The sequence below is a fragment of the Desulfovibrio simplex genome, from assembly GCF_055387835.1.
This window is the reverse complement of the sequence record NZ_AP042377.1, coordinates 993,261-1,019,175: the sequence shown is the minus strand read 5'-3', so window position 1 is coordinate 1,019,175 and position 25,915 is coordinate 993,261. Positions and strand designations below refer to the sequence as shown.

Annotated in this window: 21 protein-coding genes; 3 read left to right on the top strand and 18 right to left on the bottom strand. The window is 58.0% G+C overall.

Annotation, left to right across the window (positions count from 1 at the left end; all coding sequences use genetic code 11):
- Positions 1 to 5 precede the first annotated feature (5 nt).
- The 13 genes from ACZ5DH_RS04205 to ACZ5DH_RS04145 all read right to left on the bottom strand — a co-directional run bounded on the left by ACZ5DH_RS04205 (position 6) and on the right by ACZ5DH_RS04145 (position 14,953).
- Complete coding sequence (locus ACZ5DH_RS04205) at positions 6 to 899, bottom strand: cell division protein FtsQ/DivIB (RefSeq protein ID WP_464255894.1); 894 nt, start codon at positions 897 to 899, stop codon at positions 6 to 8.
- A complete protein-coding gene (gene murB, locus ACZ5DH_RS04200) occupies positions 884 to 1,774 on the bottom strand; it encodes a UDP-N-acetylmuramate dehydrogenase (RefSeq protein WP_464255893.1) in 891 nt (296 codons plus the stop codon). The genes ACZ5DH_RS04205 and murB overlap by 16 nt, the downstream gene beginning before the upstream one ends.
- Positions 1,767 to 3,140, bottom strand: coding sequence for a UDP-N-acetylmuramate--L-alanine ligase (gene murC, locus ACZ5DH_RS04195; protein WP_464255892.1), 1,374 nt, complete (start codon positions 3,138 to 3,140; stop codon positions 1,767 to 1,769). The genes murB and murC overlap by 8 nt, the downstream gene beginning before the upstream one ends.
- A gap of 72 nt (positions 3,141 to 3,212) precedes the next feature.
- Positions 3,213 to 4,289, bottom strand: coding sequence for an undecaprenyldiphospho-muramoylpentapeptide beta-N-acetylglucosaminyltransferase (murG, locus tag ACZ5DH_RS04190; RefSeq protein ID WP_464255891.1), 1,077 nt, complete (start codon positions 4,287 to 4,289; stop codon positions 3,213 to 3,215).
- Complete coding sequence (ftsW, locus tag ACZ5DH_RS04185) at positions 4,268 to 5,398, bottom strand: putative lipid II flippase FtsW (protein WP_464256499.1); 1,131 nt, start codon at positions 5,396 to 5,398, stop codon at positions 4,268 to 4,270. Before ftsW ends, murG begins: the two co-directional genes overlap by 22 nt.
- Before the next feature lie 47 nt (positions 5,399 to 5,445).
- Positions 5,446 to 6,750, bottom strand: coding sequence for a UDP-N-acetylmuramoyl-L-alanine--D-glutamate ligase (murD, locus tag ACZ5DH_RS04180; RefSeq protein WP_464255890.1), 1,305 nt, complete (start codon positions 6,748 to 6,750; stop codon positions 5,446 to 5,448).
- An 11-nt stretch (positions 6,751 to 6,761) separates the two neighbouring features.
- Positions 6,762 to 7,838 (bottom strand): phospho-N-acetylmuramoyl-pentapeptide-transferase, encoded by a 1,077-nt coding sequence (gene mraY, locus ACZ5DH_RS04175; protein ID WP_464255889.1) that lies wholly within the window; start codon positions 7,836 to 7,838, stop codon positions 6,762 to 6,764.
- 117 nt (positions 7,839 to 7,955) lie between these two features.
- Complete coding sequence (locus tag ACZ5DH_RS04170) at positions 7,956 to 9,407, bottom strand: UDP-N-acetylmuramoyl-tripeptide--D-alanyl-D-alanine ligase (protein WP_464255888.1); 1,452 nt, start codon at positions 9,405 to 9,407, stop codon at positions 7,956 to 7,958.
- Positions 9,398 to 10,852, bottom strand: coding sequence for a UDP-N-acetylmuramoyl-L-alanyl-D-glutamate--2,6-diaminopimelate ligase (locus ACZ5DH_RS04165; RefSeq protein WP_464255887.1), 1,455 nt, complete (start codon positions 10,850 to 10,852; stop codon positions 9,398 to 9,400). Before ACZ5DH_RS04165 ends, ACZ5DH_RS04170 begins: the two co-directional genes overlap by 10 nt.
- Positions 10,853 to 10,980: 128 nt before the next feature.
- Positions 10,981 to 13,119: a penicillin-binding transpeptidase domain-containing protein gene (locus ACZ5DH_RS04160; RefSeq protein ID WP_464255886.1), complete on the bottom strand. Its 2,139-nt coding sequence runs from the start codon at positions 13,117 to 13,119 to the stop codon at positions 10,981 to 10,983.
- Between the two features lie 97 nt (positions 13,120 to 13,216).
- Positions 13,217 to 13,519 carry a hypothetical protein gene (locus tag ACZ5DH_RS04155; protein ID WP_464255885.1) on the bottom strand — a complete coding sequence of 101 codons (303 nt, stop codon included), beginning with the start codon at positions 13,517 to 13,519 and terminating at the stop codon, positions 13,217 to 13,219.
- The gene (gene rsmH / locus ACZ5DH_RS04150) at positions 13,516 to 14,499 is read right to left on the bottom strand and encodes a 16S rRNA (cytosine(1402)-N(4))-methyltransferase RsmH (protein ID WP_464255884.1); all 984 of its coding nucleotides are present in this window, start codon (positions 14,497 to 14,499) and stop codon (positions 13,516 to 13,518) included. Before rsmH ends, ACZ5DH_RS04155 begins: the two co-directional genes overlap by 4 nt.
- 7 nt (positions 14,500 to 14,506) lie before the next feature.
- Complete coding sequence (locus ACZ5DH_RS04145) at positions 14,507 to 14,953, bottom strand: division/cell wall cluster transcriptional repressor MraZ (RefSeq protein WP_464255883.1); 447 nt, start codon at positions 14,951 to 14,953, stop codon at positions 14,507 to 14,509.
- 413 nt (positions 14,954 to 15,366) lie between these two features.
- On the opposite strand from ACZ5DH_RS04145, the gene pyk reads away from it, so the two are divergent.
- From pyk to ACZ5DH_RS04130, 3 genes are all read left to right on the top strand, one after another.
- A complete protein-coding gene (gene pyk, locus ACZ5DH_RS04140) occupies positions 15,367 to 16,785 on the top strand; it encodes a pyruvate kinase (RefSeq protein ID WP_464255882.1) in 1,419 nt (472 codons plus the stop codon).
- Positions 16,786 to 16,788: 3 nt separating this feature from the next.
- Positions 16,789 to 17,832, top strand: coding sequence for an HD-GYP domain-containing protein (locus tag ACZ5DH_RS04135; protein WP_464255881.1), 1,044 nt, complete (start codon positions 16,789 to 16,791; stop codon positions 17,830 to 17,832).
- Positions 17,833 to 18,268: 436 nt separating this feature from the next.
- Positions 18,269 to 19,273 carry an Ldh family oxidoreductase gene (locus ACZ5DH_RS04130; protein ID WP_464255880.1) on the top strand — a complete coding sequence of 335 codons (1,005 nt, stop codon included), beginning with the start codon at positions 18,269 to 18,271 and terminating at the stop codon, positions 19,271 to 19,273.
- Positions 19,274 to 19,574: 301 nt separating this feature from the next.
- Here ACZ5DH_RS04130 and ACZ5DH_RS04125 read toward each other — a convergent pair whose 3' ends face one another.
- The 5 genes from ACZ5DH_RS04125 to carB form a co-directional block, all read right to left on the bottom strand.
- On the bottom strand, positions 19,575 to 20,357 hold the full coding sequence (locus ACZ5DH_RS04125; protein WP_464255879.1) for a 4Fe-4S binding protein: 783 nt from the start codon (positions 20,355 to 20,357) through the stop codon (positions 19,575 to 19,577).
- Positions 20,358 to 20,629: 272 nt separating this feature from the next.
- Positions 20,630 to 20,872 carry a cell envelope biogenesis protein OmpA gene (locus ACZ5DH_RS04120; RefSeq protein ID WP_464255878.1) on the bottom strand — a complete coding sequence of 81 codons (243 nt, stop codon included), beginning with the start codon at positions 20,870 to 20,872 and terminating at the stop codon, positions 20,630 to 20,632.
- Positions 20,873 to 20,919: 47 nt separating this feature from the next.
- Positions 20,920 to 21,354 (bottom strand): hypothetical protein, encoded by a 435-nt coding sequence (locus ACZ5DH_RS04115; protein WP_464255877.1) that lies wholly within the window; start codon positions 21,352 to 21,354, stop codon positions 20,920 to 20,922.
- Positions 21,355 to 21,499: 145 nt separating this feature from the next.
- A complete protein-coding gene (gene carA, locus ACZ5DH_RS04110; RefSeq protein ID WP_464255876.1) occupies positions 21,500 to 22,630 on the bottom strand; it encodes a glutamine-hydrolyzing carbamoyl-phosphate synthase small subunit in 1,131 nt (376 codons plus the stop codon).
- Between the two features lie 3 nt (positions 22,631 to 22,633).
- Positions 22,634 to 25,876 (bottom strand): carbamoyl-phosphate synthase large subunit, encoded by a 3,243-nt coding sequence (gene carB, locus ACZ5DH_RS04105; protein WP_464255875.1) that lies wholly within the window; start codon positions 25,874 to 25,876, stop codon positions 22,634 to 22,636.
- Between the last annotated feature and the right edge of the window lie 39 nt (positions 25,877 to 25,915).

The window sequence follows — 25,915 nt, the reverse complement described above, 5'->3', positions numbered from 1 at the left end:
CCATATCAGCTTGATACAGCCTGATTAAGCAAAACCCATACGTTGCCATTTACGGCCCGCACCTCGCGCACATTACGCAGTTCGTGTCTTCGGGCCAGATCTCCAAGGGTGACACCCAGCCGGGCCAGATTGCCCTCCCAGTCATCCGTCGCGATGGAGAGGCGCATTTCCCGGTCTTCAAGGTACACTTCAATGCCCCGTCCGGGGCTCAGGGTGATGGAGGCTATGGCTCCAGCCTCGACAGGCAGCACCCCGCTTTGTATGTCCTTCATCAGGCGGGCGAGAAAGGGGATGGCGTCTTCAGCCCCCGATTCTACCCGCAACGTGGGAAGGGACAAAAAATTTTTGCTTTCTACCGGGGCAATGACCACCCCGCGTTCATTGGCGTAATAAAGGACGCCGTCCTTGTGTACCCAGAAGGAGGGCATGCGCTCCTTCAACTTTATCACAAACCTGTCAGGCAGAAGGCGCTTTACCGAGACCTCTTCCACCCAGGGGGTCTGTCTCAGGTTGTGTTCTACCTTGGCTATGCTTACGGCCAGGCTGTTATCGCCTTCCTGAAGGCCGCCATACTGCAAAACCATGTCGCGGGAGAGGCGGACATTACCTGCCACATCTATGTGCCGGGTAGTAAAAAAATCACTGGTGATGGCCGTGTTGTAAAGCCACAGGGATGTAAAACACACCCCGGCGAGCACCAGCCCCATGCCCACTAACAACACCGCAATGGCTGCAAGACTTTTCAGGCCGCTCAGAGCCTTGATCCTGCCAAAGCATGCTCCCAAAAAAGCCGGCATGCGCAGCTTTGCGGTCCTCTGCCCCTTTCTGCCCGATACATTGCTTGTTCTTGTATACGAGTTACGGGCCTTACGGGCGTTTTTTTTCAGGGAAAGAGGCATGGGATTATCCTGACTTCCGGTTCCAGCGCAATGCCGAACCTTTCCAGCACAGCCTCTTTGGCCTCCTGCATGAGAGCCAGAGCCGCAGTAGCGCTCCCCTTGCCCTCATTGATCATGAAGTTGGCGTGCAAGGTTGAAAAGGCCATGCCGCCCATTTTTTTACCTTTGAATCCCGCTTGATCCAGAAGTTTGCCAGCAGGCATTTCCGGGGAGGGGTTTTTGAATACGCAGCCAGCGCTCCAGGCCGTCACAGGTTGTTTAGACTTTTTCTCAAAAAAGTTGTGACGCATGCAATTACAGATGCCATCCCTTGCAGTTCTGGTCAAGCCAAATGTGGCTTCCAAGACGATAAAATCATTATTTTTATCATCAATGCAAAGGCTGCGATACGAATAGTGCAGTGCTTGCGCAACAACAACACGCATTTCACCATTACTGACTACATGAATATTTTCAATCTTTCTGCATGTTTCTACGCCAAAAGAACCCGCATTCATAGCCACTGCACCGCCAACAGTGCCTGGTATGCCTACCAGTCCTTCAAGCCCGGCAAGACCGTGCGTTGCGCAAAACCGTAAAAGTCTCGGCAGGGGCACAGCAGCGCCAGCCCGCACAAACACCTTGCCAGCGCTTTCTCCGACCACCTCAGGCCCCTGAGCAAAGTCCGGACGCACCAGCACCAGAGGCAAATCACCGTCCTGGGCCAGAATATTGCTGCCCGCTCCCATAATGACGGGCGCGCCGCCAAGAGCACGCAGGCGATCCGGCAACCGCGCTACGTCTGCCGGGTTTTCAAGAATCAGCTCTGCTATAGCTGTGCCGCCCAGACGCAGCGTTGTGCGCTGGGACAGCAGCGGCGAAGCTATTTCACGCATGATCGCGTCCTTCCAGCCAGGCCGGGCCCAACCGGGTTATGCTGCCTGCCCCCAATGTGAGCAGAACATCCCCTTCGCGCAGAATCCTGGGCAAGGCCAGCATGAGTTCATCCAGATTCTGAAAATACTCCACCGGGGTATCGGAAACCTGCCGTATGCCCTGTGCCAGACTTTGCCCTGAAACGCCGGGGATGGGTTTTTCGGAGGCTGCGTAAATCTCCGTCAGCAGCAGTTGGTCAACGGCGTCAAAAACTTTGCAAAATTCTCCAAAATGGGCCTCGGTGCGGCTGAACCTGTGGGGCTGAAAGGCCGCCACAATACGCCGACCCGCAAAGACCTGTCGCGCGGTGGCCAGGGTTGCGGCAATTTCCGCCGGATGGTGCCCGTAATCGTCCACCACGGTAATGCCCCCTTTTTCGCCCTTGAACTCGAACCGCCGTCCCACGCCCTTGAATCCCGCCAGGCCTTCCGCGCATTTGGCAAAAGGAATGCCCACCTCCATGGCAGCGCCAATGGATGCAAGGGCATTGAGGATATTATGGCGTCCCGGTTGCGGCAGACTGACCTCACCCAAGGTCTTCCCGTGCAACAAAACCTCAAAGCGGTTGATGCGCCCGCTTTCCAGCGGGATGGCCCGGAGCGCGTTGTCCTCGGCGAAGCCATACGTAAGCGCAGGACGCTTCACTCTGGGCAACAGAGCCAGAACGCCGGGGTCATCGCCACAAACAATATTCAGTCCGTAAAAGGGCACATTGTTCATGAACTGCACAAAGGCGCTGTCAATGGCTTCACGATTTTTGTAGTGGTCCAGATGGTCTTCATCCACATTAGTGACAACATTGATAATTGGCAGCAGGCAGAGAAAGGAGCCGTCAGACTCGTCGGCTTCGGCAATGAGATATTCGCCGTGGCCGAGGTGCGCGTTGGCGCCGTAGACGTTGAGCCGACCGCCGATAATGACGGTGGGGTCAAGCCCGGCTGTGTCAAAAATGGTGGCTGTGAGCGAGGTGGTCGTGGTTTTGCCGTGGGTGCCGGCAATGGCTATGCCCTGCCGCAGGCGCATAAGCTCGGCCAGCATCTCGGCACGGGGAATGATGGCGATATTGCGCTTGCGCGCTTCAACCAGTTCGGGATTATCATCACTGATGGCGGTGGATTTGACCAATACCTGCACATCTCCCACATTTTCCGCTGCATGGCCGATGGCTATACGCGCGCCAAGCTTGCGCAGATGGCGCACCACGGCGGAATCGCTCATATCCGAACCGGATATTTCGTATTTGAGATTAAGCAGAACCTCGGCAATACCGCTCATGCCCGCACCGCCGATGCCCACCATATGGATATGACGAATCTTGCTGTTCATGTGGCACCTTTAAAGAAAGTCTAGATAATACAAAGAAAACAGTTTGTTATAAAACGCGTCCTTCCCAGGCTTTTACCGGGAACGGGCAATTTCTTCCAGAACGGTAGTCACACGCGCGGCGGCATCGGGCCAGGCGGAAGCCAGGGCGGCCGAGGACATACGCGTGCGTTCGCCGCTGTCATTCAGCAGCCTTATAAGTGTCTGCTCCAGACCAGCTTCAGTCATGCGCGATTCGGGCACCAGAATGGCAGCTCCGCTTTTGGCCAGCACTTCGGCGTTGCGGGTCTGGTGGTCGTGCACGGCATACGGAAAAGGCACCAGCACTGAAGGCAGGCCCGCGGCGCACAGTTCCGCCACAGTTGTGGCTCCGGAGCGGCACAAGGCCACATCGGCCCAGGCATAGGCCGCCGCCATGTCGTCAATAAAGGCCGACACGCAGGAAGGATCATAGCCTGCCGTTGTATAGGCAGCACGCACAGAGGCTTCGTCCGCGCCGCCTGTCTGGTGGCGAATATCCACCCCGGCTTCGCGCAAAGCTGCAAGGTGCTCGACTATGAACGTATTGAGAGCGTGCGCCCCCTGCGATCCGCCCATAACCAGCAGACGCCTGGCCCCTCTGGCACGCGGCAACCGCCCGGCCTCATTGACCCCTGCGCGCACGGGATTGCCCGTAAGCACGCACTTGGCGGGATCAAAACCCTCGGTATCCGGCAGCGACAGGCAGATGCGCCGCGCCAGTTTTGCCAGCACGCGGTTACTGGCCCCGGCTATGGCGTTCTGCTCATGCAGCATGGTGGGCACGCCCAGCAACCGAGCGGCAAGCATGGGGGCAAAGGCCGCATAACTGCCGAACCCGGCCACAACGTCCGGATTAAAGCGCCGCACAATGCCCAGCGCCTTGCCAACGGACCAGGTCATGCGAAAACCGGCTTCCACCGAACGCAGGCCGCGTCCCAAAAAGCCGCGCACAGGCAGCCCTTCAAAAGGTATGCCCGCCATGCGCGCCAGACGCGCTTCCGGCCCGTACAGGGATCCCACAAAAAGCAGTCTGGCCTGGGGATGCCGCCGCCGCACTTCTTCAGCCACGGCCAGAGCCGGAAAAATATGACCGCCAGTGCCGCCCGTGGTCAGGAGGATGTTGATGTCCATGTGTCCGCCGTCCGTGAAAAGTTCAAAAGCAGACCCACGCAGAGCATGGTAGCCATCAGGTTACTGCCGCCGTAACTCATGAGCGGCATGGGTACGCCCTTGGGCGGCGCCACCCCCATAACCACGGCGAGGTTCATGACCGCGCCCATGGCGAGAATGGTGGTAATGCCAAAGGCGGTGAAGCGGTCACGCAGGTTGCGCTGCCCCTGTATGATCTTGTAGCAGCGCCAGAACAAAAGGCCAAAGAGTATCATGACCACGCTCATGCCCACAAAACCCATTTCTTCGGCCAGAACAGCCATGATGAAGTCGTTGTGCGCTTCAGGCAGATAGAACATCTTCTGCTTGCTTGCGCCGACGCCAACGCCAAAAAAGCTGCCCGAACCAATGGCCAGCAAGGACTGCACAAGCTGGTAGCCCGTATTGTGGGCATCCTCGAAAGGATCAAGAAAGGCCAACAGACGACGGAGACGGTAGGGAGACGAAATGGCCAGGGCCAGGGCGCCCGCGCAGGCCAGGGCTATGGAGAAAAAGAGATAGACAAAACGGGTTCCCCCGGCCACGCACATAAAAAACAGAATGCTGGCCAAAACGACGGCGCTGCCGAAGTCCGGCTGCAACAGCAGAAGAAAACAGAAGAGCGCCGTCACCGCGAAAGGCGGTATGACGCCGCGACTGAAGGTTTTGATGATGTCCTGCTTGGAACTCATGAAATACGCGAGATAAAGAACCAGAGCCACCTTGACGAGCTCCATCGGCTGAATGCCTACCGGCCCCAAACGAATCCAGCGTTTTGCGCCGTTGATGGCGGGGGCAAGGGGCGAAAGCGTCACAAGCAGCAGTAAAAGCGCCAGAAACAGCGCCGGATACTGCATTTTATAGAGCCAGTCGCGTGGCAGCAGGGCTGCGCCCCACAGGAGGATGCCGCCCAACAACGCAAAAAGCACCTGGCGTTTGAAAAAATAGTACTTGTCGCCGTTTACCTGCTCCGCCACAATGCCGCTGGCTGAAAGCACCATGACAAGCCCGATGGCCAGAATGATAAGCATGATGGTGAACAGCCACCAGTCAAAGGGCGCAAAGGGGCCACTTTCCGTTGCCCGGCCCATGGCGCTGTGCGCTTTGCCGGGCTTTGCCTTGGCTTTAAAGACGTTTTTCATGCCAACCTGCCCACTATCCGCTTGAAATCCTTGCCGCGCTCTTCATAGTTGGCGTAAAGGTCAAAACTTGAGGTTGCCGGAGCCATAAGAATCACGTCGCCCGCCTGTGCCGCAGCCGCAAGGTGCTTTACGGCCGGCTCAAGCGTCGCGTGCCATGTCATGGGCACAATGCCCTGCCAGGCTTTTTCAAAATATTCCCGGCTGGCGCCGAACAAGGCGACCTCGGCGACGCGCGTCTTTACCAGTTCCGCCAGCGCTTCCAGATCGCCGCCCTTGAATTTGCCGCCGCACAAAAGCCGTACCGGGCGGTCAAATGCTTCAAGGGCCACCTTCATCGAAGAAACCGTCGTGCACTTGGAATCATTCACGTAAAGAACGCCGTTGAGGTCACGCACACGTTCAAGACGGTGCGGCAAAGGCGCGAAACGGGCCACGGCTCGTGCCGCGTTTTCCTCACTGACGCCAAAAAAACGGCATGCCTGCCAGGCGGCCTCTTCATTTATGCGATTGTGCAGACCCATGAGGCTGCTCCCGGCAAAACGCTCCGTGGCCTTCACGTACACCTGGCGGGCCTTGATATTGTGCCGGACGGCCTGATCTTTCAGGTTTTCGCCAAGCACGGCCAGATCGCCCTCATCCTGGCAGCGGAACAGACGGAACTTGGCTTCCGTGTATTCTTCCATATCTTTATGATAATCCAGATGGTTGGGCGTGATATTGAGCAAGATGCCCACTCTGGGGCAAAACGTCGTGCAGGTCTGCAACTGGAAGCTCGAAATTTCCAGCACCAGAACGTCAGCCCTGCGACCCGACAGTACATACTCGGACAAGGGCGTGCCTATGTTGCCGCCAAGAAACACGGAATATCCCTGTTCATGCAGCATGGCCGCCGCGAGCGAGGCTGTCGTCGTCTTGCCGCTGGTGCCGGTAATGGCCAGAACGGGTTCACTGTCCAGATAGCGCCAGGCCAACTCCATTTCGGCCAGAATTTCCGTGCGTTCCACGTCCACCAGCCCGTCAAGGCGGGCCACGGGCATGCCTGGGCTCGGCACCACAAAGGCGACGTTTTCGAACTGCGCCGCACTGTGCGGCCCCAGTTCAATAACAATACCAAGCTGCCCCAGTTCGCGGGCCAGGTCTTCACGACCGGAAAAGGCCTGGGCATTGCTGTCCAGAAGACGCACGCGAGCGCCCTCACGGTTCAAAAGTCGCGCAGCCGCAAGACCGGAACGTCCCGCACCGATGACTACGGCCGTTTCGCCAACGCTGATGCGTCTACCGCGCATTTTTTCCAATGCCATAGCAGTTCTCCTCAACGCAGCTTCAGGACTGAGAGCGCCATGAGGCCCAGCAGTATTGATGTAATCCAGAAGCGGATAATGATCTTGGATTCAGGAACGCCCTTGAGTTCAAAATGATGGTGCAGGGGCGCCATACGAAAAAAGCGCTTGCCGCCTGTCCAGCGAAAATACCCCACTTGCACAATGACTGAAAGAGTCTCGGCCACAAAAAGGCCGCCCACAACGGCGAGCACAAGTTCCTGCTTGCACAGCAGCGCCAGATAGCCAAGCACACCGCCGATGGAGAGCGAACCCACATCCCCCATGAACACCTGGGCGGGATAGGCGTTAAACCAGAGAAAACCCAGCCCGGCTCCCACAAGCGCGGCGCAAAAAATGGTCACCTCACCAACACCGGGCATGTAGGGAACCAGAAGATAGCCCGCAAACCGGGCGTTGCCCGTAATATAGATAAAGATGGAAAAAACAATGCAGGCGACGATGGAAGGCCCGATGGCGAGGCCGTCAAGCCCGTCGGTAAGATTGACGGCATTGGAGGCGGCCACCATGACAAAAACGCCGAAAGGCAGGTAAAACCAGCCAAGGTCAAAGGTCACGTCCTTAAAAAAAGGAATGGTGAGCTTGCTGCTGTAGTCGGGATTCACAAAAAGCAGCAGCATGGCCACGCAGGCAATGCCAAGCTGTCCGGCCATTTTGGCCTTGCCGGAAATGCCCCGGTTTTTGTGGTGGCGCAGTTTGGTCATGTCGTCCCAAAATCCCACGGCCCCAAAACCGGCGAACACAAAGAACGCCTGCCAGATATAGATATTTGTCAGGTCTGCCCACAAAAGCAGGCTCACTGTAAGGCTGAACAGCATAAGCAGGCCGCCCATGGTGGGCGTTCCCGCCTTGCAGGCGTGCGCGGCGACATCTTCATGAATATACTGGCCGCATTTCAGGCGGCGAAGCCAGCCGATAAACCGTGGGCCGAGAATGATGGAAACCAGCAGCGCCGTCATGAGCGCGGCCATAGAACGGAAGGTGATGTAGCGAAAGACATTGAAAAATGTCCATTCAGAGGCGAGGGGAGAAAGAAAATTATAAAACATGCACGTGAATCCGTTCGTTTGGCCACACTACGACCGTTGCTGTCAGCGGCAGGGACGGCCCCTGTGGCAATCCGCCATCCTTGCCGGTCTGGCGAACCCTTACGCCGCCAGAAAAAACTACTGCTCGCGCCCGTTGGTCAGAACGGCCACGAACGTTTCAAGCTTGTTGCTTCGGGAGCCCTTGAATAAAGCCACGCCACCGCGAGTACCGGCGCGGTCCTCAAGACCCTGGCTCTGCACGTCGCGCCACACTTTTGCAAAATCTTCGGCATCAGCCACGGGTTGCCAGACACCCGCATAGCCAGCCATGTTGAGCCCCCTGCGCACGTCCTCGGCGCAGGAGCCTTTCCATATAACGGCAGCGGGGTTCAGCCTTGCCAGATGCCTGCCCAGTTCCTCATGTTCCAGGGCGGCCTGCGCGCCCAATTCCAGCATGGCTCCCAGCACGGCCACAAAGGGCCGTGAACCGGCCTGCTCCGCGGCGGCTTCCAGCATGCGCCGCATGGAAAGAGGGTTGGCGTTGTAGGTATCGTCAATGAGCAGCCACGATCCGGCCTGGACCTGATTGAACCGTTGCGCCGGCATCTGCGCGTCAGCCAATCCCTGCGCGATGATGCTGGCGTCAACTCCAAGCATGTTCGCGGCAGCGGCCACGGCCGCCACATTTTCAGCTCCATACTCCCCTCTGAAGGGAGCGATGACGTCAAGTTCCGTACCGTCAAGCCACAAGCGGTACTTGCCGCGCGATCCGGCTGTGGACACATCTTCGCCAGCCGCATCATCACCAGCCACAACCGGGGCTGCCCCCAGATAGGACGCGCGAAACGCGGCATCCTGTCCGGCAGCGCTGAAAAAACGGATATCTGCGCCGGTAGCGCGCGCTTCGCGCGCCAGATCGGGATAGTCAGCGCTGACCAGCCCCTTGCCGCCCTTGGCAAGATAACTGAGCAGCCGGGCTTTGTGCCAGGCCACGCCCTTTTCGCCCAGGCCCTCTGTATGGGCCGCGCCCGCATTGAGAACAAGCGCAAGGTCAGGCCGCAGCACCGCGCCCAGATCGTCCATATCGCCCGGCTGGCTGATCCCGGCTTCCATAACCCAAAAATCTTCATCACCGTCTGTGTTCAGGACGGCCCGGGGCATGCCAATCTGGTTATTGTTGTTCATGGCGTTGCGCGCGGTTTTTCCCGCGAGGGACAGTATCCGGGCCAGGGTTTCCTTGACGGTTGTCTTGCCCGCAGTGCCGGTCACGCCCACAACGCGGGCCCTTGTGCGGTCGCGCCACAGCGCGGCCAGACAGCCCAGCGCCCTGACCGTGTCAGGCACGACAAAAACAGGCACTGTTATATGGGGCAAAGAGCGCGAGGCCAATATGGCTCCTGCCCCCTGCTCGACCGCCTTGGCGGCGAAATCGTGTCCGTCCACCCGACAGCCGGAAACACATACGAAGAGGGAACCCGGCACAACCGCCCTGCTGTCAGTGGCGACAGAAGTCAGGACTGTATGTTCCTCGGGCCCTGAAAACCGGGGCATGCCCAGGCAGGACGCAACTTCATGCAGTGTCAGGCGCACCGGAGTATCTCCCGCACCACCTCCTGGTCGCTGTAGTGGTGCTTTACGCCCTGGATGATCTGATAATCCTCATGCCCTTTGCCGGCAATAAGCAGAGCGTCATTTTTGCCAAGCATCGAAAGGGCTTTGGAGGTAGCAGCGCGGCGGTCAACCTCGACCACAACTTCCTTGGCCGCGGCAAGACCGGGCAGCACATCCTCGAGGATGGCCTCCGGATCTTCAAAGCGGGGATTGTCCGAGGTCAGCACGGCCACATCCGACCAGCGGGCCACAGCCTCTCCCATAATGGGGCGCTTGGTGCGGTCGCGGTTTCCGCCGCAGCCAAAGACGGTGACAATACGCTTGAACCCGGCTTCACGCAAAGCCTTGAGCACGTTCTCAAGCGCATCGGGGGTATGGGCGTAGTCCACAAAGACGCTGAGGCCCTGGGGGTTGTCCACCCTTTCCAGCCTGCCGCTCACACCGGTAAAGCTTTCCAGAGCCTTGAAGGCCTCGGGGTCAATACCCATTTCCAGCGCCACAGCCTGAACGGCAAGCAGATTGGAAGCATTAAACGCGCCTACCAGCGGAGACCGCAGTTCCCAGCGCATATCCTCAAGACTCATACGCAAATGACAGCCTTCTGTCGTGGAAGACAGCAGTTCACCCCACAGGTGCCGCCTGTTGGGCGCTCCTTTTTGCAATCCGAAGGAAAGGGCCGTGGGGCACAGTTCCAGCAGGCGTCGGCCCCAGGCATCGTCGGCGTTCACGGCCATGGCTTTGTCAGCGCGGGGCAGTTCAAGAAAAAGTCGGGCCTTGGCCTGAAAGTAGCTTTCCATCCCCTGATGATAATCAAGGTGATCCTGGGTCAGATTGGTGAACGCCGCGCCGGAAAAAGGCACGCCGCACACGCGCTGCTGATCGATGGCATGCGAGGATACTTCCATAACCGCCACATCCACGCCGTCCCTGGCCATGGCCGCGAGCATGGCGTGTACGCTCAAAACGTCGGGTGTGGTCAGGGGAGCGGCCTCATTGTGCCCCGGCCAGCGGTAACTCACCGTACCCATCACGCCGAGCTTGTGCCCGGCCTGGGCAAAAAGACGCTCCAACAGATAGGTGCAGGTCGTTTTACCGTTGGTGCCTGTAACACCAACGATGCGGATGGGCAAGGTATCAGTATGCCAGCGGGCTTGCGCCAGACGCCAGAGAGCTTCACGCGGATCCGCGTGATAAACGACCCTGCAGCCCGCGCCGGCCGCCGCTTCGGCCTCTTCGCTCCTGGCCGCGCAAACAATAACTCTGGCTCCAGCCTCGACCGCAGCGGGAATAAAGCGAGCCCCGTCTTCCTTGACGCCGGACACGGCCACAAAAATATCGCCAGAACCGACCTGACGTGAATCAGCGCGCACTTCAATGCCGCCGCGCCCGCACTCATCCAAAAGGGCCGCAAATTCCCGATTCATAAGTAACCTCATTGAGTTGCCGAATTTTTTTCTGTTATCGGCCAAAGTTTCAGCGGGCAGGCGACCAATCAGCTCCACAACTGCGCGTACACTGCCATACCCGCCGAAAATTCATTGCAACCGGCTTACTATCTTTCCGAAAGCCACAGGATGTATTCAGCCTTGTTGTCTTCGTCGGGCCAGACCGAACCAGGGGCAGGCGTCTGTTTGACAACGCGGCTGCCTGATCCCTTGAGTTCGGGCACTACACCGGCCCTGGCAAACAGCTCCACAGCGTTGCGCACGGACTTGCCCATAACATCGGGCACACGGCTGCCCGCCTTGGCCAGATGGCCGGGCAGGCGCATGCCCTGATCCTGAGCGGGCGCATCTTCCTTTTTGATGGCGTCGGCCACGTAGGGAATATCAAGGCTGGCCAGTTTGAGCCCGCGCCTGCGTCCCGAAACAGGAGCGGCAGCGGGGCTTTCTTCAACCTTGGCGACCTTGGAGTCGGTCACGAGACCCGTAAAGGTCAGGGTCCGGCTGGCGATTTCCTTGAACACAGGGGCCGCCACCACGCCGCCGTACTGGTTGCGCGTGGGTTCGTCCACCATGACAAGGATAAGGTATTTGGGCTTGTCCGCGGGGAAGAAGCCTACAAAGGAGGCCAGGCGTTTGCTGCCGTACGTTCCGGCGCGATGGTCAGCCTTTTGTGCCGTGCCGGTTTTGCCAGCCACCTCGACGCCTTCAATGCGGGCGCGTTTGCCTGTGCCGTCGTTTTCTTCCACCACGTCGCGCATCATGCGCATGACTTCGCGCGCGGTGGACTGCGAAAAGACCCTCGTGTGCGCTTCTTCCACATTATTTTCGTCGCGGGTAAGCGCCAGCGGCTTGTACACGCCGTTATTCAGCAGGGTAAGATAGGCCTGAGCCATTTGCAGGCCCGTGACCGAAATACTCTGCCCAAAGGATGTGGACATGATGTCCACTTCGCTCCAGTCACGCGGAATGCGCAAAATGCCCCTGCTGTCGGCCACGGGCACACTGGTGCGCTGGCCAAAACCGAGCGCCTGCAAATATTTGTGAAACGTGGGCACGCCGATCATGAGCCCGATTTTCGCCATACCAATGTTGGACGAATACCGCAGCACCTTGCTGGCGGGCAGCACGCCCTGCCGCGACGTGTCGCGGATGGTGAAATTCTTTGTTTCCCACCTGCCGCTTTCGCAATCAATGGCCGTGCTGGCAGTGATCTTTTTTTCCTGAATGGCTGTGGCCATGACAAAGGGCTTGAACGTGGAACCAGGCTCCAGCGCGTCAGCCGCCATGCGGTTGCGATAGACAAGCGGACTCGCGTCCTTGTAGGTGTTGGGATTGAAGAAAGGATACTGCGCCCAGGCCATTATTTCACCAGAGGGCACGTCCACCACGATGGCCCCACCCCAGCGCGCGTCGTACTCACGAACGGCGCGGGCCACGGCTTCTTCCACGATGAACTGCATCTGCACATCAATGGTCAGGGTGAGGTCCTGGCCGCGCGGTTCGCTCTGCCCTTCTTCATGCAGGTAAAAACGACGGCCCATGGCGTCACGCTGCACGATCTGCCGGGTGGGGATGCAGCCCAGGCGGGACTCCATAGAGCGCTCGATGCCTTCAAGCCCTTTGTCGTCCAGGCCGACAAAGCCAAGCACCTGCCCGGCCATGTGCTTGAAGGGGTATACGCGGTCGTATTCTTTGGACAGGCCGATGCCGGCAAGATTGGTCTTGTGCACCGCCTCAGCGGTGTAGTCGTCCACCTTGCGCTTTATCCAGACAAAGCGGCGTTTGGTCTGCGAAAGTTCGTCATAAAGCTTCTTGGGTTCAATACCCAGAATGGGGCCAAGAGTATTGGCCATGACCTGAAAGTCTTCAATTTCTTGCGGACGAGCATACACGGAACGCGCTTCAATACTGCGGGCAAGGACTTGACCGTTGCGATCGAGAATCATGCCACGACGTCCGGTGACCAGTTCAGAGGCCATGTGTTGCCGCCGCGCGCGTTCGGCCAGACGTGGCCCCTCAATCATCTGAAGATACCAGGCACGGCCCCACAGGCCAGTCCACAGCAGACAAAAAATGACCACAACCAGCCTGATGCGTACGCGGCCCCAATCGACTTTTTCCGCCCAGGCAAAACGCGCCTTGCCCTCAGAAGCATTGGCCCGTACGCGGTTGGCGGGACGGGCTTTTTTTTCTGTTCTTGGGGCATCCGTGTGCCGATTGCCCTTGCGGGAAGAGAATTTGAACATGGCTTATCCCAAATGACTTTCGGGTTATCACAATAAGGTGCGGTTCGGACTGTCCTGGCGGACGCTCCTGTTACGGGTACAGACCCGGCTTAGGAGGCTACTGCGCTTCCATGCGGCGGATCTGGCCGGGTTTGGGTTCGCGCATGGAAAACTCTTCTGCCCTGCGGCGCAGCTCATAGGGCGAAAGCAGGCGTTCCCGTTCAACTTCAAGCTTGGCGCGCAGCGCGCGGCGTTCACGCATGGTGTTCTGCGCGATATTGATAAAATAGGTGGTGTCCATACGCTCAATGTTGCTCCAGACAAGCACCAGACCCATGACCATGCAGGCCAGCAGACCGAGTACAAGAAACAGCAGCCACCCTCTGCCGCCAACAGGCTTTGCCGAGACGTTCCGCTTCACGAGCCTGACGCCTCGGCTATTTTTTCCACTGCCCGCAGTTTGGCGCTGCTGGCGCGAGGATTGACGGCCAGTTCGTCCGGCCCGGCCTGCACGGGTTTTTTATGCAGAATGCGCACTTCAGGCTGGTGCCCGCACACACAGCGCGGGATATGCCTCGCGCAGCGGCAGCCTTCTGCCCAATGGCGCATGGCCTGCTTGACCATGCGGTCTTCAAGCGAGTGGAACGTAATAACGGCCAGACGCCCACCCACCGGCAAATAGGCCAAAATCTGATCCAGAAAACGTTGCAGTTCGCCAAGCTCGTCATTGACGGCCATACGCAAAGCCTGAAACGTGCGCGTGGCCGGATGGCGGCGGGCCTTGGCCCGCCATGCGGCCGGATAAGCCCTTTCCACAAGGGCGGCCAACTGCGCGGTGGTGTCTATGGAATCTTTTTGCCTGGCATCCACAATGGCGCGGGCTATGCGCCCCGCCTGCGGCTCTTCGCCAAGGGTGGCAATGCAGTCCTTGAGTTTGTCGAAACTTTCGCGGTTTACCCAATGCCAGGCCGAAGGCTGACCCGACCCCTGGTCCATACGCATATCCAGCGGCCCCTCGCCATAAAAACTGAATCCGCGTCCGGCTTCATCCAGCTGAAAAGAGGAAACGCCGATGTCCAGCAGGGCCCCGTCCACCTTGCCCCAGCCGAGTTCGCCAAGAGCATCGGCAAAGTCGCTGTACCGGCAATGGAACAGATGTGCCCGTGAACCAAAGGCGGCCAGACGCTGCTTCGCAAAATTCAGGGCGTCTTCATCGCGGTCAAGGCCGCACAATTCAATATCCGGGGCTGACGACAGCACGGCGCTGGCATGTCCGCCCATCCCCAGGGTGCCGTCCAGATAGCGCCCCCCGGCGCGCGGCTCAAGCGCGGCCAGCGTTTCCACAGGCAGGACAGGAACATGGCGTGCCTGTTCCGCATTATCGTGCATGGTCTGCATCATGATAAACCTAGAGGCTGATTGTCACACCACTGGCTGCAAGCTCGTCAGAGACGTCTTCAAGCTCCAGGGCGTCAAAGCGGGTCTGATCCCAAACTTCAAATTTATTGAGCATACCCACCAGCATGACGTCCTTCTGAAGGCCTGCTTCACGCATGAGGGATTGCGGAATGCGCACCCGGCCTTGGGCGTCGGGCAGCATTTCCTGCGCGAGACCAATGACCTTGGTTTTAAAGTGCGAAAGACGGGGAGAAGGCATGGGAATACGGCTCAGCTGTTCAGTGATTTTTTCCCAGTCTTCAGGCAGATAGGCCACAAGACGGCCATAGTAAGCGGTAAGCCAGAAAGCGCCCGTGCCCCCTTCAGCGTAAAGCCCGTCCCGGTATTCCGGCGGCAGCATAAGACGACCCTTGGGGTCGAGGCTGCGGGAGAGACTTTTTGTGAAGATCTTTGACACTTTTTTACCACTTTATTACTTACAATTACCACTTTTTCCCACTTATGCCCCAAGGCAATGGGGGTGTCAAGCTAACTGGGTAAAAAGTGTGTTATTTATGTCTGGAGCCAGTTTTGGGGATTATTGGAGGTAGAAAAAAAGCTTTTTCAACCCAGCGGCTTCAGTGGTAAAAAGTGGTTTTTCCCACGCGAAATGGATGCGGCGAACCCAAAAGACGATTTTTTGAAGAACAATCTTCCCTGCACCGCGCGCGGGCAGGAGCCCCATTGTGCACGCCATTTGTGCGGAAGACCGGATATCTTGACAATATGTGGTAAAATCAGGATGATTTATGGTGCTGGTTTTTTACTATTCTTCATTCTGCGCCCATGCGCCGAACCAGCCTCTTCTGGCATCTAAAGCAAGGACACACCATGAGAACAAAAATTGTCGCAACCATAGGCCCCGCTTCAAACAGCAAAGAAAAGTTGCATGAGCTGGCTGAAGCTGGCGTCAGTGTTTTTCGCCTCAACTTTTCACACGGTTCGGCAGCGGATTTCGTCACCATCATACAAAATATACGTGAGGTGGAGCGTACCCTCGGGCGTCCCATCACCATCATGCAGGACCTTTCCGGCCCGAAAATCCGCCTAGGAACAGTGCCTGAAGGAACAATTGATGTGGACAAGGGCATGCGCCTTCTGCTGGGCCCAAGCGCGAGCCGCACCGATGAAATGCCCTACCTGCCCTTTGACCATCAGGTCATTCTGGAAAGCCTCGACCCCGGCGACCGCCTTGTGCTGGCCGACGGCGGCCTTCAATTTATCGTGCAGGAGCGTCGCCCCGACGGCCTCGTGCTGCTTGAAGCCGACAACGCGGGCATCGTCACGTCTCGCAAGGGCCTGGCCCTGCCCGGCAAAGCCACCAAGGTACGCGCCCTGACCGACAAGGACAAAAAAGACCTTGCGGACGGCCTCAAGCTCGGCGTGGACGCGGTAGCCATTTCGTATGTACAGACGGCTGACGATGTGCGCGAAGCCAAGGAGCTCATAGCCGCCGCCGGGCTGAAGCTGCCCGTTGTGGTCAAGCTGGAACGCCAGAGCGCTGTGGATAACCTGGCCGAAATTCTGGCTGAAACGGATGTGGTCATGGTCGCGCGTGGCGACCTTGGCGTTGAATGCCCGCTGCCCCTGCTGCCCGCCCTGCAAAAACGCATCATCAGCGCCTGCAACAAGGCATCCAAGCCCGTTATCGTGGCCACGCAAATGCTGCTTTCCATGGTGAACAGCCCCGCCCCCACCCGCGCTGAAACCACTGACGTGGCCAACGCCGTGCTGGATGGAGCCGACTGCGTGATGCTCTCGGAAGAAACGGCCATGGGGAATTTTCCTGTCGAAACAGTGTGCTACATGCGGCGCATAACCGACGAGGCCGAAAAGCTGCTTTTGATCAACCACAGGCTTGAAGAACCTGATGCCGACAAGGGAATTCCCGAGTTTCTGGCATACTCTGCCTGCCTGCTGGCAGACAAGGCCAAGGCCAAGGCCATTGTTTCCCACAGTCTTTCCGGCAGCTCGGCCCGTCAGGTCTCTGCCAGGCGTCCTCCGCAGCAGATTTACGCCCTTACCCCCGACCCGGTGACCGTCAAGGCCCTGAACTTTGTCTGGGGCGTCAAGCCAGCCTTTGTGGCCCGGCCGCAGGATGAAGAGAGCCACCTTATCCGGGCCGAACATTTCATCCATAACAGCGATGATTTTGAACCGGACGACTGCATTGTCATCACCGCCGGTCAGGTCAAGGGCTCCTCCTCCACCCCAAGGGGTACCAACCTCGTCAAAATCTACTGGAAGTAGACCATGGCCGAAAGCGCACGGATTGCAAAAGAGGTTCCCCAGAATATCAATGAGGAGTATTACCAGATAAGTGGCGAAATTCTTTCGAGTTTTCCCAAATACCGCCCACCTGTGGACCTTTTCAGCTTCCGTGAAGACATCATGGTGCTGGCGCCCTATTGCAAAAAAGAAACGCGCCTGACCAATGAACAGGTTGAGGAGGTGGCCCGTCTTTGTGACAAGGGCGATCTTTTTGTGGCTCGCTCAGACCACCACATCTATTCGCGCCACATCGTCAAACAGCTCGACCTTGTTTTGCAGGACAAGAATCTCAAAGAAGCCGAAATCGCTGATATCTGCATCCGTGCGCTGTTTCTTCGCTATACCGAATTCGACAGCCAGCCCATAAAGTCGCTTTTTGAGCTTCTGTACCGTGACGTCATGGTAATCACGGAGTACCTGTGGACAGACAGGCACCGTATAAACACGTTCATGCGGCGGCTGTTTCGCAAGCATCAGCCTGCCCGCCATGCCATAAACACCATGAGCGTCGGCCTCTGGCTGTGGATGCAGGTTGGCGGAGAATACAGACGCAAAGACCTTGACCGCATGGCGCTCGCCCTTTTGCTGCATGACGTGGGTATGAGCAAGGTTCCAGCCTTTTTGCTCAACAAACCCGGGCCGCTCAAGCCCGAAGAGCGGGAAAAAATTTTGCCCCACCCGCTTGTGGGCATCAAACTCATGCACAAAATGGATGTCAGTTTTGAAGAGCTGGTGCGGGCCTGCTATGAACACCATGAACGCATGGACGGCTCCGGATATCCCCAGCATCTGAAGGGGAACCAGATCAGCCGTGTGGGACGTATCACGGCCCTTGCGGACTCCTTTTCGGCCATGATCGGTCACAGGCCCTACAGCGAAGCCAAAGAACCTCTTGCCGCCGCTAGAGATCTGGCTGGCGATGCCCGATATGACGGGGAGTTTTCAAACCTGCTCCTCTCGGGTTTTGCTTCTGGTAATATTGGCCAAATGGTGGATATGGATCAGGTCGTGGACGCCCGGCTTTAGAGTATTTTATCTTTGAAAGGTTTTGTGGTGGAGGGCCTTTTTTGCAAAAGCGTCTCCTCCCCCACGTCCCCCTAAAACTCGTGTTGTATTTACGTGTAGCATGACTGAAGACCGCGCCGCATGGCGCGGTCTTTCATATCTCTGCGCCTGAGTACTGTTGCCGGGCCGAGACTTACGGCTTTCCGTTCAGTGCATAAACTGATAACTGCTTTCTTGGCTTAACAGCAGTTTCACGTTGAAATTGCTCTGACGGCTCCACGAGCAGACGCCCGCCGTCAAGACGCAAGCGCAGTTTATCTGCACCGGTAAGCGACAAAGCGGGCGTGCCGTGACCTTTGGGAAGGCATATCCCAAAGGTGATTTGTTCTGATGCATATGGGGCAGTGATGCTTTCCCCCGGCATGGCGACAACAACCCAACTTTTACAGGTGGAAATATGGGTTCAATTTCATTGGATGACGCACGCGACCTTGGCCAGCGTGCCCTCATGAGGCACAAGGTCAGCCCTGAGAACGCTGCCGTGACCATTGACGCCCTACTCCGCGCGGAGGTGCAAGGAATTCCCTCTCACGGCTTTTCACGGGTTCCTTATTATGCGGCTCAGGCAGCCGTGGGCAAGATAGACGGTTTTGCAAAGCCGCAGATATCGCGCCCGCGACCAGGCACAATTCTCACAGACGCCCGGTGTGGCTTTGCCTTTCGGGCCATGGCCGACAGCCTGCCCGTTGCGGCCCTGGCGGCCAGAGAAAACGGCGTGGCGCTGCTGGCGATAAAGAATTCGCATCACGCGGGCGTACTGGGCCTTCCTGTCGCTGATTTTGCGGAACAGGGGCTTCTGGCCATGGCATTTGCCAACAGCCCCGCCGCGCTCGCTCCTTATGGGGGCAGCAAGGCCACTTTTGGCACCAATCCCATGGCCATGGGATGCCCCAGAAAAAACGCGCCGCCCCTGGTCATTGACATATCCATGGGGGTCATGGCGCGCGGCAAGATTTTGCAGGCAGCCGAAAAAGGAGAACGCCTTCCGGAAGGCGTGGCTGTGGATGCGGAGGGCAGGCCCACATGTGATGCAACCAAGGCCTTTGCTGGAACATTGTTGCCGTTTGGCGGCCCCAAGGGGTACGCACTGGCGCTGATGGTGGAGATTATGGCCGCCGTTTTGCCGGGCGCGGCTCTGGCGGTCGAGGCAAGTTCGCTGTTTGCGCCCGAAGGGCCTTCGCCGCGCATCGGGCAAAGCTTTTTGATAATGGACCCTGTGGCCACGGCGGGAGACGGCTTTACTGACCGCATTGACACTCTGCTGCGCGTTATCACCGGGCAGGAAGGCGTGCGTCTGCCCGGCGACAGGCGACTGGCACTGGAGGCCACCGCGCGGGCAAAACAAACGCTTGATTTGCCAGACCCACTGCTTGAACAGCTTTACGGGCTCTGCAAAGAATAACGCAATGACAAAGCGAAACCGCCCCGGCGAGCGCAAGCGCGCCGCAACACAGCGGTCATTCTGTCGAAAATCGCATTTTTGGCAGAATGACGACTTTGAAATGTGAATCATTTCAAAGTTACTCTGATCCAAAGCAGATAAACCTTGCGATGGCATCGCTGCCTGAAAGATCCTGTTTCAGGAACCCCGCTTCCTTTCGAAAACTCTTTGTACTACAGTAAAATACGATAAGAATTTTAGGGGGGGAGGAGACCCTATTGCAAAAGGGTCCCTCCCCCACAAAGCATTTCGGTGGCCTGGGCTACACCGTAAAAATTTCCGGTTCTCTTCTGTCCCTGCATTTTTCTTCCAGCATGGCGACGATCTTCAACACGGGCTCCTGGTCGAAAAACTTGGCCTGCTCCGGGCATGCTTTCACGCAGGCGCAGCAACGTATGCAGCCCTGAGCCACAACGGTGGCATCGTCTTCACTGATGACCTGCACAGGGCACTGGCTTGCGCAGAGCATGCATTGGGTACATGCCTCTGAAGTTTTCGGGCGGATGTCCACGGCAGGGGGCAGTTCCTTGTACGGGTGGTTGCCCGGAACGGCCACCGGCCCGGCATGGCCTGAAAGTATGGCCTGGGCCGTATGACGGACGAATTCCCCGGCAAGTTCCATATCCCGCGCATCGGGTCTGCCCGCGCCAATGACTGGCGTCAGGCTGTGTTCCGCGACAAAGGCCGACGCCGCGACAACATCACAGTTGTGTTTCTGCAGCGTATCTACAGCTTCCAGCAGGGCGTCGTCGTAGTGGCGGTTGCCGTACACGGCCACAACCGCGGCCCGCGCTCCCCCGCCGTCAAGTGCTGACAAAAAACCGCCAAGCAGCCGGGGCACACGCCCGGCATACACCGGAAAAGCCAGAAGCAACACATCATCCGGCCCACAGCGCAATTTTTTTGCGCGCCCTGGCGGATACGTCAGGTCATGCTCGCAAAGCTCCTTGCCAAGCGCTTGCGCCAAGGGCCACGCCATGGCTAGAGAAAGGGTTTTGCTGCTGTGCGTGGGACTGAAAAAAACAGCGTGCAGTATACCGCTCATGTGTGCCTCTCTTGGGTTGCATGACAGCGAATAGGGAACAATTCATGCTCAGATTGCTCCGGCGACTGCGTGAGCAGACGCCCGCCGCGAAGCCCAGGCGCAGCGTCTTGCACCGGTACACGCCGGAGCGGGCGTCTTCAGCCTTGGATATGCATTCTCCAAGGCGAGGATTTGTTCACAGTGGCAGTCTGCTCTGGACCGTCCAAGGCAAAAGGGCCGGAATATACTATCCGGCCCTTTTAAAGTGTTGCGAAAAGCTCAGGACGCTACTGTTACCAGCTGTTGCCCTTGCTCTGTTCATGACCCACAATACCGCCAGCCAGAGCGCCTACGCCAGCGCCGGCAAGAGCGCCCCAACCGGCCGCGCCGCCGGAAATGGCGGCAATACCGGCACCGCCAAGAGCGCCAAGAGCCGCGCCGCTGGCAACACCCTGCTGGGTCTTGTTCATATTGGTGCAGCCAACGCCACTGACGAGCATGGCGGCCAGCAGACCTATAATTAAAACTTTCTTCATGGCAATTCTCCTGAAAAGTCCTGTCATCGCTTCAAAAGGCATTGGCCCTATTTCGCGGCAAGACGCGGGGCAATCAGTTCATACCAGATAACACTCATAACCGGACGGTCAAGCTTGTCGGGGTTGGCAGCATACCAGCCATCCACCTGCTTGACGATTTCAACGCGGTTGACGTTGTTAAATGCCTTCATCCAGCCCTTTTCAAAGGGTGACAGGGTGCTGGTCGGCTTTTTGCCCGTTTTGGCAGCCTTTTCTGTTATCTTGCTGTTAACGAAGTATTCCACTGTAATGGCCGATTCCACCCCAAGCAGAAAAGCAGCCTTATCGGACTCAGTCGTTTTTTGCCATACAACGCCTGTAAGCTGCTCCACGGGATTATTATGAGGCACAGCGCTGGCGGCGGCCGTCTCAGCCGCATGGACCGATGCGCAGGCCAGAACCAGAGCCAGAACCAGCCCAAGGCTCAAAACTGACTTTTTCACTCGAAGCTCCTTGCTGTTTACGGAACAGGCGGGACTAACCGCCGGAGGAACACTCATACCATTTGACCCAAAGCGCTAATCGCTATCAGTGCTTGCTCCTAGTCTAGCCACAAGAAGACTCCCATATCAAGTCTTTTCCGCTTTATCAGGATCCAACGGACTCGCCGATGACCTGCCTGAACCGGTTGAACAGATATTCACCGTCGTGCGGTCCTGCGGCTGCTTCAGGGTGATACTGCAGGCTCATGACAGGCAGCGTTTTGTGGCGCAACCCCTCGAGGGTATTGTCGTTAAGGTTGATATGGGTAGCTTCCACATCCTCCACTCCGTCAAGAACCACGTGGAATCCGTGGTTTTGCGAAGAAATTTCGATACGGCCCGTGGTCAGGTCCTTGACCGGGTGGTTGCAGCCGTGATGACCGAACTTGAGCTTGTCGGTGGCGCCGCCGAGCGCGTGCCCGATAAGCTGGTGGCCAAGGCAGATGCCCGTAACCGGGAACATCCTGATAAGCTCCCGCACCAAGGCTATCTCATTGGTAAGCGTGGCGGGGTCGCCGGGGCCGTTGGACAAAAACGCTCCCCTGGCGCCGCTGGCCCTGGCCTGAGCCGCGCTGAAACCGGGCGGCACAGCCAGGGGTTCAAAGCCCGCTTCACACAGGCGGCGCAAGATATTCCACTTGATGCCAAAGTCGTAAACCAGCAGGGGCAGCCCCGTTCCACGCCAGGCATAGCTGCCGTCTTCGGCCAAGGGGGCATCCTGCACAGCGTTATCATACCAGGCATAGGGTTTCTGGGCCGCCACAAAGGGCACAAGGTTGCGCCCCTTCATGGGGGGCAGAGCCCTGGCACGTTCCTGAAGCACGCGCGGGTCCATTTCCTTGGTGGAAATGATGCCGCGCATGGCCCCGTTGATGCGCAGGTGCAGGGTCAGGGCACGGGTATCAAGCCCTTCCATGCCAGGTGTTTCGTAGCGCTTCAGGAAGGCAGGCAGAGACATGGTGGAACGCCAGTTGGAGGGCTTTTTGCAGCACTCCTTGACCAGCAGGGCCGAGCAATGCACGCCCGCGGATTCCATATCTTCACGGCTGGTGCCGTAGTTGCCGATGAGGGGGTAGGTCATGCAGACCATCTGCCCGTAATAGGAGGGATCTGTAAGAACCTCCTGATATCCGGTCATGCCGGTGGTGAAAATAACCTCACCGCCGGTTTCAAATTCGCCGGTAAAGGACTTGCCTTCCAGCGTAAATCCATCTTCCAGCACCAGTAATGCTTTCATAGCTTACCCCTGCGCGTCCCGCGCATAGTATTCCTGCAAACTTTCCACATGAATTTCGTCCCGCCGCGAACCGATGGCCGTGGCAGTGGCGCGGGCCGCGGCAATGGTGGTGCAATACGGCACCTTGTAGTTCAGGGCCGCCTGGCGGATGGCCTTGGAGTCCTTGGCCGTATGTTTGCCTGAAGCCGTGTTCACGACCAGGGCTACCTCGTGATTGATAAGCAGGTCCACAATGTTGGGACGACCTTCGTAAACCTTGCGCACTTCCTCAACCTTGAGTCCGTGCTCGCGCAATATGGCCGCAGTGCCCTTGGTGGCCAGCAGGTCAAAGCCCATATTGGCAAATTTTTCCGCCACTTCTGGCAGGAAAGGCTTGTCGCGGTCATTGACCGAGAGAAAAAGCTTGCCCCCCTGGGGCAGCACCTGGCCCGCGCCGAGCTGGCTTTTAAGGAAGGCTTCGCCGAAGCTGGAGCCCATGCCCATTACTTCGCCGGTGGAGTGCATTTCAGGGCCGAGTATCACGTCCACCCCGGGGAAACGCTGGAAGGGCATGACCGCTTCCTTCACGCAGGTAAAGCCGCCCTTGCGCATGCTCCAGGGGTCCAGCTCGTCCAGGGTCTTGCCCAGCATGACCTGGGTGGCCAGATACGGCAGGGGAACTCCCGTGGCCTTGGACACGAAGGGCGCAGTGCGCGAGGCGCGCGGATTGACTTCAAGGATATAAAGATCGTCACCCTTGATGGCGAACTGGATATTCATGAGGCCCACAACCTTGAGCTCGCGGGCCAACGCCTCGGCCTGGGAAGCGATAAGGGCCACATGGTCGTAGGACAGTGAATAGGAAGGCAGCACGCAGGCCGAGTCGCCGGAGTGGATGCCAGCTTCTTCGATGTGCTCCATAATGCCTGCCACATACACGTCCTTGCCGTCAGACAGGGCGTCCACGTCCACTTCCACCGCATGTTCGAGGAATTTGTCCACAAGGATGGGGTGCTCCGGCTTTTCGGGCACCTGGGCATGAAAATACGCCGTCAGTTCCGCGGCGTCATACACCACGGCCATGGCGCGTCCGCCAAGCACGTAGCTCGGCCGCACAACCACGGGATAAGTGATGCGCTCGGCCACTTCCAGAGCGTCTTCAAGGCTCATGGCCGTGCCGTTGGGCGGTTGCAGCAGGCCCAGCTTCTGGATGAGCGCCTGGAAGCGCTCACGGTCTTCGGCGCGGTCAATGGCGTCGGGGCTGGTTCCGAGAATCGGCACTCCGGCGCGCATGAGGGGCACGGCCAGATTCAGCGGCGTCTGCCCGCCGAACTGCACGATGACGCCTTCAGGCTTTTCTTTTTCCACAATGTTCATGACGTCTTCGAAGGTCAGCGGTTCGAAGTAAAGCCGGTCCGAAGTGTCGTAGTCCGTGGAGACAGTTTCGGGGTTGGAGTTGGCCATGATGGCCATGACCCCGGCATCACGCAGGGCGAAGGAGGCGTGGCAGCAGCAGTAGTCAAACTCGATTCCCTGACCGATGCGGTTGGGGCCCCCGCCAAGAATAAGCACCTTGCGGCGGTTTTCCAGCTTGAGTTCGTCGCCTTTTTCGTAGGTCGAGTAAAAATAGGGGGTATAGGCCTCGAACTCGCCAGCGCAGGTATCCACAAGATAATATGTGGGCTGGATGTCCATTTCCTTGCGCAGACGGCGAATGTCCGCTTCGGGGCGCTTCCACATCTCGGCGAGCTGCCTGTCGGAAAAGCCGTATTCCTTGGCTTCGCGCAAAATTACCGCCAGGTCTGCGTTGCTGGCGGTCATGTCATTGGCCATGCCAAAGTTGCGGATGCGCTGCTCCATTTCCACAATATCCTGCAACTGGCGCACAAACCAGGGATCAATGGCGGAAACGGCAAAGATTTCTTCTTCAGTGATGCCTGCGAGCAAGGCCTGCCGCAGCGCAAAAATGCGGCGCGAATTGGGCCGTTGCAGAGATTCAAGGATGTCCTCGCGGGCGGGCAGTTCGGCATTGAAGTTGAAACCAAGGCCCGTGGCCCCGATTTCCATTGACCGCAAACCCTTTTGCAGGGCTTCCTTGAAGGTGCGGCCAATGCTCATGGCTTCGCCCACGCTCTTCATGGAGGTGGTCAGCTCGTCCCTGGCTCCGGGGAACTTTTCAAAGGTAAAGCGCGGAATTTTCACCACGCAATAGTCGATGGCAGGCTCAAAGCTGGCCACGGTCTCGCGCGTGATGTCGTTGCGCAGTTCGTCCAGCGTGTAGCCGACCGCCAGCTTGGCCGCAATCTTTGCAATGGGAAAACCCGTCGCCTTGGAGGCCAGCGCTGAAGATCGCGACACGCGCGGATTCATTTCAATGACCACAACTTCGCCATTGGCGGGATTGATGCCGAACTGCACGTTACTGCCGCCGGTTTCAACGCCGATTTCACGCATGATGGCAATGGAGTAATCACGAATCAGCTGGTATTCGGAATCCGAAAGCGTCTGCACCGGGGCCACGGTTATGGAGTCGCCCGTGTGCACGCCCATGGGATCAAGGTTTTCAATGGAACAGATGATGACGCAGTTATCCTTGGTGTCACGCATCACTTCCATTTCAATTTCTTTCCAGCCGAGCACACTCTGCTCTATCATGACTTCGGTAGTGGGGCTCGCGGCCAGACCGTTGCTTGCCACCTCTTCAAGGTCGGCAAGATTGTAGGCCACGCCGCCGCCCGTACCCCCCAGGGTAAAGGCCGGGCGCACAATCAGCGGAAAGGGCAGCACGTTGCCAAGCTGGCGCACTTCATCAAGGTTGCGGGCAATGCCGCTGGCGGGCATCTTGAGGCCGATGCGTTCCATGGCCTCACGGAAAAGCTCGCGGCTTTCGGCTTTTTCAATAACCTCGGCCCGTGCGCCTATGAGTTCAACACCGTATTCCGCCAAAACGCCGCCCTTGGCAAGCCCAAGAGCGGCGTTCAATGCCGTCTGCCCGCCAAGAGTCGGCAACAGCGCATCCGGGCGTTCTTTACGGATAATGGCAGTCAGGGTGTCTAGTTCGATGGGTTCCACATACGTGGCGTCCGCCAGTTGTGGATCGGTCATGATGGTGGCGGGATTGGAGTTGACCAGCACCACTTCGTAGCCTTCTTCTTTGAGGGCTTTGACGGCCTGTGAACCGGAGTAGTCAAACTCGCAGCCCTGGCCTATGATGATGGGTCCCGCGCCAATGACAAGAATCTTGTGTAAATCCGTACGCTTAGGCATTGGACATTCCTGCGGCTTTGGAGATCGGTACGAAAGGGG

What these genes read in the sequence shown, in the direction of transcription:
- ACZ5DH_RS04205 (WP_464255894.1), bottom strand. Translation starts at nt 899, where the DNA reads ATGCCTCTTTCCCTGAAAAAAAACGCCCGTAAGGCCCGTAACTCGTAT.
- murB (WP_464255893.1), bottom strand. Translation starts at nt 1,774, where the DNA reads ATGCGTGAAATAGCTTCGCCGCTGCTGTCCCAGCGCACAACGCTGCGT.
- murC (WP_464255892.1), bottom strand. Translation starts at nt 3,140, where the DNA reads ATGAACAGCAAGATTCGTCATATCCATATGGTGGGCATCGGCGGTGCG.
- murG (WP_464255891.1), bottom strand. Translation starts at nt 4,289, where the DNA reads ATGGACATCAACATCCTCCTGACCACGGGCGGCACTGGCGGTCATATT.
- ftsW (WP_464256499.1), bottom strand. Translation starts at nt 5,398, where the DNA reads ATGGGCCGGGCAACGGAAAGTGGCCCCTTTGCGCCCTTTGACTGGTGG.
- murD (WP_464255890.1), bottom strand. Translation starts at nt 6,750, where the DNA reads ATGGCATTGGAAAAAATGCGCGGTAGACGCATCAGCGTTGGCGAAACG.
- mraY (WP_464255889.1), bottom strand. Translation starts at nt 7,838, where the DNA reads ATGTTTTATAATTTTCTTTCTCCCCTCGCCTCTGAATGGACATTTTTC.
- ACZ5DH_RS04165 (WP_464255887.1), bottom strand. Translation starts at nt 10,852, where the DNA reads ATGAATCGGGAATTTGCGGCCCTTTTGGATGAGTGCGGGCGCGGCGGC.
- ACZ5DH_RS04160 (WP_464255886.1), bottom strand. Translation starts at nt 13,119, where the DNA reads ATGTTCAAATTCTCTTCCCGCAAGGGCAATCGGCACACGGATGCCCCA.
- rsmH (WP_464255884.1), bottom strand. Translation starts at nt 14,499, where the DNA reads ATGATGCAGACCATGCACGATAATGCGGAACAGGCACGCCATGTTCCT.
- pyk (WP_464255882.1), top strand. Translation starts at nt 15,367, where the DNA reads ATGAGAACAAAAATTGTCGCAACCATAGGCCCCGCTTCAAACAGCAAA.
- ACZ5DH_RS04135 (WP_464255881.1), top strand. Translation starts at nt 16,789, where the DNA reads ATGGCCGAAAGCGCACGGATTGCAAAAGAGGTTCCCCAGAATATCAAT.
- ACZ5DH_RS04130 (WP_464255880.1), top strand. Translation starts at nt 18,269, where the DNA reads ATGGGTTCAATTTCATTGGATGACGCACGCGACCTTGGCCAGCGTGCC.
- ACZ5DH_RS04125 (WP_464255879.1), bottom strand. Translation starts at nt 20,357, where the DNA reads ATGAGCGGTATACTGCACGCTGTTTTTTTCAGTCCCACGCACAGCAGC.
- ACZ5DH_RS04120 (WP_464255878.1), bottom strand. Translation starts at nt 20,872, where the DNA reads ATGAAGAAAGTTTTAATTATAGGTCTGCTGGCCGCCATGCTCGTCAGT.
- carA (WP_464255876.1), bottom strand. Translation starts at nt 22,630, where the DNA reads ATGAAAGCATTACTGGTGCTGGAAGATGGATTTACGCTGGAAGGCAAG.
- carB (WP_464255875.1), bottom strand. Translation starts at nt 25,876, where the DNA reads ATGCCTAAGCGTACGGATTTACACAAGATTCTTGTCATTGGCGCGGGA.